The organism is Streptococcus handemini (assembly GCF_040984445.1).
Lineage (GTDB): Bacteria > Bacillota > Bacilli > Lactobacillales > Streptococcaceae > Streptococcus > Streptococcus handemini.
The window spans coordinates 1-5,545 of the sequence record NZ_JBFRYH010000094.1; the positions used below are offsets into that span (position 1 = coordinate 1).

Here is a 5,545-nt window from a genome sequence, read left to right on the forward strand (position 1 = left end):
TTTTTTCATTTTTTTCTCCTTTTTTTGTTTCTTGCACGCATGAAAAAATGCATAGTGACGGCGGGAAGCTCGCGAGCCTCCGTGGGGAGGGTGATAGCCCCCCTTCCTGACAAGACTGCAAGATTTTCAATTTTCAATTTCTGCACATTACCATGATATTATCCTTTGTATAAAATCCAATCACAGCTTTGCGGAAGGTTGCGATTTCCAATTACTTTTTTGTCGCTTGCTCTTTCATCAGCATATAACTTATCAGACTTCTGTCTATTACATTGCCAATGAGCAAGCTGTAAGTTATCAATATCAGATGGATGACCATTCTTAATAACTGGAATTAAGAGGATGATTTTTTAGTTATCTGAATGTAACTTATCTTGTATTCTGTTACTTTCAACACCACCCCAAAAACCTCAATATTATCAATGGTTTAGGTTAAATCTTTAAAAATGAATGTAACATTTTTTCATTATGTCACATTCAATAGTCAAAACGCTATTTTTTTCTAATTGTTTTTTAGTTGTTCGTTCAACTCATTTAGAATACTTTTATAAAAGTTCTTCGTTTTTTCGGTACGGATACCATGTATATACTCATATTCTTCTTCTATCTGCTCGGCTATTTTTGCTTTTTTCTCTTCTATTTCTTTTTCACGTTTGGCGATGGTTTCACTATGTGACTTCTCTAGAGCTTTGTGAAAAAGTTGCTGGTCTCTATTTCGCTTATTTATTGCTTTTTGTCGGAGTTTTTCCCTTGCTTCTATTGAACGCTTTTCTTTTTCTTCTCGGTTTCTTCTTATTTTTTCTTCCAAATCGTTATACCAATTATAGGGGTCATGTTCTTCTGGGGTTTGTTTTGTGGTAGTGTCTTGAAGTTTTGCGGCTGAGTTTTTCATTGCTTCCCCAAACTCTTTATAATACTGTGTTAATTCTTCATTGTTCATAAAAAAACTCCTATTTGATTTGATTTTTGATAGCGTTAAATGCAAGCGGGAAATATATATCAGTATATGGTCTCATGCTAAATAGTGTAGAGTCTAGCGCTCCTGTTTCTGATTTGGTATATTCTTCCCTGTTTTTGCTTATAGTATTTTTTAAGATTTCAAGGACTTCCTTACAGTCTTCAAGCTCTATTTGAGCTTTTTCGCTGATTTTTTCTAAAGTTGGTAAAACTGTTTCGGCTTCTGTAAAAAATCCTTTTTGTGTTTTTTCATGTAGTTCATGTACTTCTTTTACCAGTTTTCTATAGTCAGTGATTGGCATAAGTGGCTCATGTGTCAATTTATTCAATTGCGTCACAAGCATTTCCCTAGTATTTTGAGCTGTCCAGAGTTCATTTTTTGCATTATTATAGGCATTTGCGTCTATATCCTCTTGGGCTTTTAATAATTTCTGCTTAGCTATTGCGATATTTGTATCGCTTTTTTCGATTTCTGATTGATAATGGGCAATATCTGCCAAATTTTTTTCTTTAATTGCTAATAATTCTTTCTTAATTTCTTGTAATGTTTTCATTTTTCTACTCCTTTTTGGTTATTTTGTGATGGGTTATCGGTTATTTTTGGGTTTATCCCTAGCCCGTGCTTGATGTTCCATATATTCCTTTCCAGAACAGAAAAAGAGGCATGATAAAGAGCTGTGAAACTCTACTATCATGCCTCTGGCTTTCCAGTCAGCTATATTTTTTCTTTTTGCCGTGTCTCAATTTGTACTATTTTATTATCTTGTACCGTAAAAATTAGACTGCCATAGGCTGGCAACTTCCGCATTTCTATTATATCATTTTTTTGAAAAATGACAAAATTGTCTTCCAAAAACGGAAGCAAATTCTTGTGCTCTTTTTCCATATTTTTACCCTCTTTTTCTATCGCTTAAATTTAACATATCTTCTATTCTGTTAAATTTGTAGAACCTTTTTCACTCCCTTATCTCTCAAGGGGTTAGCTTGGTTTTCTTTATTTCTAATTTACATTTTTTCAATATGTTAAATACATAGCAAAAAACTTCTTTTTTACCATAGATTTCATCGCTTTTTATAAGCTCCTGCGATTCGCTCAAGGCTCTCCGTCAAATCTCTATCAGCTTCATACTCTGCCACCAGTCGCCACCCTGTTTCTAGCTTGGTCAGTGTGATTTCTACATCTGGTTGCGGATATAAGCCGATGATATAGCCTTGTATGCCTATTTTAATTCTGTCAATGGTGTCAAATTGTGGTGCCTCTGTCTGATAGTGGTATCGATTCATATTTTTTTCTCCTTTTTGTAGCTTTGGAGCAATTACCGAGCTTTAGAAGCAGGGTAATTCTACAATGGTTCCGCCTTACTCTCCCAAGGGTTTCGCTCATTTTTGTAGCTGATGTAGCATGAAACTCAATAAAAAACTTTTTCAGGGAAAAAACGGGAAAGCGGTGTTGTCTTATATATTATTTTATATATTTTATTTCTACAAATAGCTACAAGAGATAAAAAGCCTTGATATACCTGACTTTTCTCTTGTAGAAACTCTGTAGCATATCGGTAGCATTAGTAGCTTTAAAGCCTTTTCCTGAAATAGTAAGGGGTTGGGGTTCCTTTTTTCCATAATCTTTTCTTGATTTCTGACCGCTCCCAGTCCCTGTGATTGTCCAGCACATCCCTAGCTTTTTGGCTATAGTGTCCCCCTCGTCCTTTGGTTGGATTTTCATTAAAAACGATATAAGCCACTTCGTTGGGGGTTGTGATTTCGATTCCAATTTTACCAAATGCCAATGGAAAATCTTTATAGGATTGGTTATCGTCCAAAGGCTCGCGCAAGTGCTTTAAAAAATACTGCCTACGCTCATGCGGTGATAACTCGTACCAGTCTACAGGCGGATAAAAATAACCTAAATACTCTAAGATTGCTTCTTTTTCTGGATCTTCCACCTTGTAGGCTTCCTGTATTTGTTCCAGTTCCGCATCTAAAGCGCTTGAAATGGTCAAGGGTTGCCCCTCGTCGTACCATTTTTTAGCTTCTGCCAATACCTGCAAGAAATACCCTTCTTCTTTCTCCATAGGGTGACAAGCTACATCATTTACACCGCATTGGATAGGATAAAAGCGCCGCTCTTTGCCCTCGTCCTTTAAAAAGCCCTTAGCGTTAGAAGTGCCAATAAAAACACAATGACGGTCATTTTTTTCCGGTTTCCTGCTATAAAGTGCCCTTATATCGTCACTTGATGCGCTAATGAAATTCTTAACCGCTTCGATGGCTGTCTTTTTAAAGCCTTTTAGCTCCCCGAATTCAATAATGGCATTAGTCTGTAAAATACGGTAGTCTTCCGCATGGTCGCCAAACTTTCGGACGCTATCCGAATGAAATTCAGGCAATAATCGCTTGGTTGCCGTACTCTTTCCCAAACCTTGCCCACCCGTCAAAATCGGCACAATTTCAAACTTTATCCCCGGCTGATAAATGCGTGCAATTAACCCCGTCAGCCAAAGCCTTGTTACCTCACGGACGTAGCTAGTATCAGGGCACCCGAGCAAGTCAATGAAATACCGTTCAGCCCGTTGCACTCCGTCCCATTTTTGCGACTCTATTCGGTCTTTTACAGGGTGATAAGTGTTTCCCTTGGCAATTTTTAAGATGGCAATTTCTACGTTCTCCCTAGTTGGCGCAAAGCCATATTTTTCATCAATAAAAGCAATAGATAACTTTGTATCTTCTTCACTCCAAAAACCTTTACCAGTCCCCCACGGTGTTGGCTTGGTCTTTTCAATCGTCTTCGAAAAATCATTATACCTTACCCCCTTGAAAATGCTTTGATGTTGTTCAAAAACCAAAACCACATTATAAGGGCTTCGAGTTGGTAGCTGAGTTTTTCCATACGTCCGAAAAGCGGGGGCAAGTTCTTGATGGGTTGGTTTTGGTTCTTTCTTTGGGGCTTCGTCTTGTTTGATGATACTATCTACAATCTCTTGTCTATCCAAATTCTACCCCCTTATAGATTTTTTTAGCGGTTGCAAGGAAATAGCTAGCCAATTCCAACCGCTTCACGATGGCACTAAATAAGCTTGTCAGCTGTTCAAAGTCATAGCCATATACAAACATCAGGCGGACAAAATGCGCTGTGTCCTGCTCTGTATATAGACCGTTGACAATGGTATCAAATACCCAACCGCCCAACTCAAGCCCGATGCCCTGCCGTGCTTGTTCCAGCCTGTGAATTTCTAAATCCTCCAACACCTCCACAAGGTCAACCCCTGCAAGAGCTGGCGGGAAGTCTCGAACAAGTTCCCAATGGTCTTCTATGCTTCTTTCTGCAATCTTGACCGTGATACCCTTATAACTAAAGTCCGTCAACCCAACATCAGGCGGTAGCAAGTACAGAAATTTGTAATAGTCCCCATTCTTTATTATTCTAGTTGGATTATTCTTCAGAAAGCCGAAAAATGATAATTTATCACGGTGTAAGGTCAACTCTAAAATGTCATACATGATCAACCCCCAAAAATATCAATACATCAGTGATTTTATAGAATACAGTCCGCCCATCCTCTACAGGAGGCTCGTAGCGTTTAAGCCCTGCATTTTCCCATCGCTGTATTGTGTTGTAGCTTATTTTTAAATCGTCTTTTAGCTCTGGAAGTGAAATCAATCCCAATATCTTGGGTTTTGGCTTGTTGTAATGCTCTAGAAAGGCGCTAACGGCTTTCAAATTCTGCTCTAACAGTCTACGCTCGTAGCCTGTACTGAAAATCCCCTCCATGGCTAGCCCCCTTTCAAGTATTTTTCTTGTTCGTTCAGATTGCCATACTTGATGACCTCAAGCCGTTTCTGTTCCTCTGTGACCTGTTTATCAAGCTCTATCATACCTTGAAAGCGTTCAGCGTCATTCGTTGGGAAATAATAGCCTGGTGTATTGCTCCGCAAGATTCCGATGGGGATTTGATAGCGAACTGTTAACCGTTGCACAATTTCCCTGATGGCTCGCTCGCTTAGTCCTGTAATTGTCTGTATTTCTCTGTTTGTGATAGGGCGCTCGCTCCCTTTGGGGATAAGCTCAAGTACTCGCCTATAATTGCTTGGTAGTGTCTTTTCTGCCATTCGCACCCCCCTAATTGTAGTATCGTCCCTGTGCTTGGATATAAGCCCCATAGTTCGCATTTTGTAGCTTCCTAGTATCTTTATCCGTTGGCTTCTTTTTGGGCTTGCTATCAAGCTGAAAATGCCCCAGATGTCGCCATAGAAGCACATTCACGATAGCGAGGATAATCACCAATATTATTTTTTGGCCAATCGGTAAATTGATTTCATCTATTGCCATGTCTACGCTTCCTTTCTTGTCTGATTCCTGCTATCTTGCCCATTTGAAAGACGTGTAAAATGGCGTATCTTTTACTATTCATTCTTGCATGGGCTTGGAGAAAGCAATTGATAACTCCTACATCTTCGATATTTAACTCATGTTTATCTGCTATATTGCTTAGTTCCTGAAAATCCATCTTTTGCCACCCTTTCAATAAATTCACAATGCTCACTTGCCAACCTGTTCAAGTCATCCATGGCTAGGTTGATAATGTCCGCA

Annotated in this window: 9 protein-coding genes and 1 pseudogene; all 10 read right to left on the minus strand. The window is 38.9% G+C overall.

The genetic code is table 11. From position 1 onward, the window contains the following. Window positions 1–158: 158 nt before the first annotated feature. Window positions 159–338: pseudogene (locus tag ABPH35_RS10225) on the minus strand (HNH endonuclease); the annotation flags it as partial. Between the two features lie 164 nt (window positions 339–502). Further along, window positions 503–940, minus strand: a complete 438-nt coding sequence (locus ABPH35_RS10230) for a hypothetical protein (RefSeq protein WP_349988833.1) — start codon at window positions 938–940, stop codon at window positions 503–505. Window positions 941–950: 10 nt separating this feature from the next. Continuing rightward, on the minus strand, window positions 951–1,511 hold the full coding sequence (locus ABPH35_RS10235; protein ID WP_349988834.1) for a hypothetical protein: 561 nt from the start codon (window positions 1,509–1,511) through the stop codon (window positions 951–953). Between the two features lie 161 nt (window positions 1,512–1,672). After that, window positions 1,673–1,843 (minus strand): DUF2292 domain-containing protein, encoded by a 171-nt coding sequence (locus ABPH35_RS10240; protein WP_349988835.1) that lies wholly within the window; start codon window positions 1,841–1,843, stop codon window positions 1,673–1,675. A gap of 176 nt (window positions 1,844–2,019) precedes the next feature. Further along, a complete protein-coding gene (locus ABPH35_RS10245; RefSeq protein ID WP_349988836.1) occupies window positions 2,020–2,241 on the minus strand; it encodes a hypothetical protein in 222 nt (73 codons plus the stop codon). 287 nt (window positions 2,242–2,528) lie between these two features. Beyond that, window positions 2,529–3,947 carry a VapE domain-containing protein gene (locus tag ABPH35_RS10250; RefSeq protein WP_368849792.1) on the minus strand — a complete coding sequence of 473 codons (1,419 nt, stop codon included), beginning with the start codon at window positions 3,945–3,947 and terminating at the stop codon, window positions 2,529–2,531. After that, window positions 3,940–4,455, minus strand: coding sequence for a hypothetical protein (locus ABPH35_RS10255; protein WP_368849793.1), 516 nt, complete (start codon window positions 4,453–4,455; stop codon window positions 3,940–3,942). The genes ABPH35_RS10250 and ABPH35_RS10255 overlap by 8 nt, the downstream gene beginning before the upstream one ends. After that, window positions 4,448–4,726 (minus strand): hypothetical protein, encoded by a 279-nt coding sequence (locus ABPH35_RS10260; protein ID WP_368849794.1) that lies wholly within the window; start codon window positions 4,724–4,726, stop codon window positions 4,448–4,450. Before ABPH35_RS10260 ends, ABPH35_RS10255 begins: the two co-directional genes overlap by 8 nt. 2 nt (window positions 4,727–4,728) lie before the next feature. Next, window positions 4,729–5,064, minus strand: a complete 336-nt coding sequence (locus tag ABPH35_RS10265; RefSeq protein ID WP_368849795.1) for a DNA-binding protein — start codon at window positions 5,062–5,064, stop codon at window positions 4,729–4,731. 10 nt (window positions 5,065–5,074) lie between these two features. Continuing rightward, entirely contained in the window at window positions 5,075–5,284 is a 210-nt protein-coding gene (locus ABPH35_RS10270; RefSeq protein ID WP_368849796.1) for a hypothetical protein, read from the minus strand. Between the last annotated feature and the right edge of the window lie 261 nt (window positions 5,285–5,545).

Excerpts from the sequence above, each read along its gene's own strand:
- ABPH35_RS10230 (WP_349988833.1), bottom strand. The coding sequence starts at position 940 with ATGAACAATGAAGAATTAACACAGTATTATAAAGAGTTTGGGGAAGCA.
- ABPH35_RS10235 (WP_349988834.1), bottom strand. The coding sequence starts at position 1,511 with ATGAAAACATTACAAGAAATTAAGAAAGAATTATTAGCAATTAAAGAA.
- ABPH35_RS10240 (WP_349988835.1), bottom strand. The coding sequence starts at position 1,843 with ATGGAAAAAGAGCACAAGAATTTGCTTCCGTTTTTGGAAGACAATTTT.
- ABPH35_RS10245 (WP_349988836.1), bottom strand. The coding sequence starts at position 2,241 with ATGAATCGATACCACTATCAGACAGAGGCACCACAATTTGACACCATT.
- ABPH35_RS10255 (WP_368849793.1), bottom strand. The coding sequence starts at position 4,455 with ATGTATGACATTTTAGAGTTGACCTTACACCGTGATAAATTATCATTT.
- ABPH35_RS10260 (WP_368849794.1), bottom strand. The coding sequence starts at position 4,726 with ATGGAGGGGATTTTCAGTACAGGCTACGAGCGTAGACTGTTAGAGCAG.
- ABPH35_RS10265 (WP_368849795.1), bottom strand. The coding sequence starts at position 5,064 with ATGGCAGAAAAGACACTACCAAGCAATTATAGGCGAGTACTTGAGCTT.
- ABPH35_RS10270 (WP_368849796.1), bottom strand. The coding sequence starts at position 5,284 with ATGGCAATAGATGAAATCAATTTACCGATTGGCCAAAAAATAATATTG.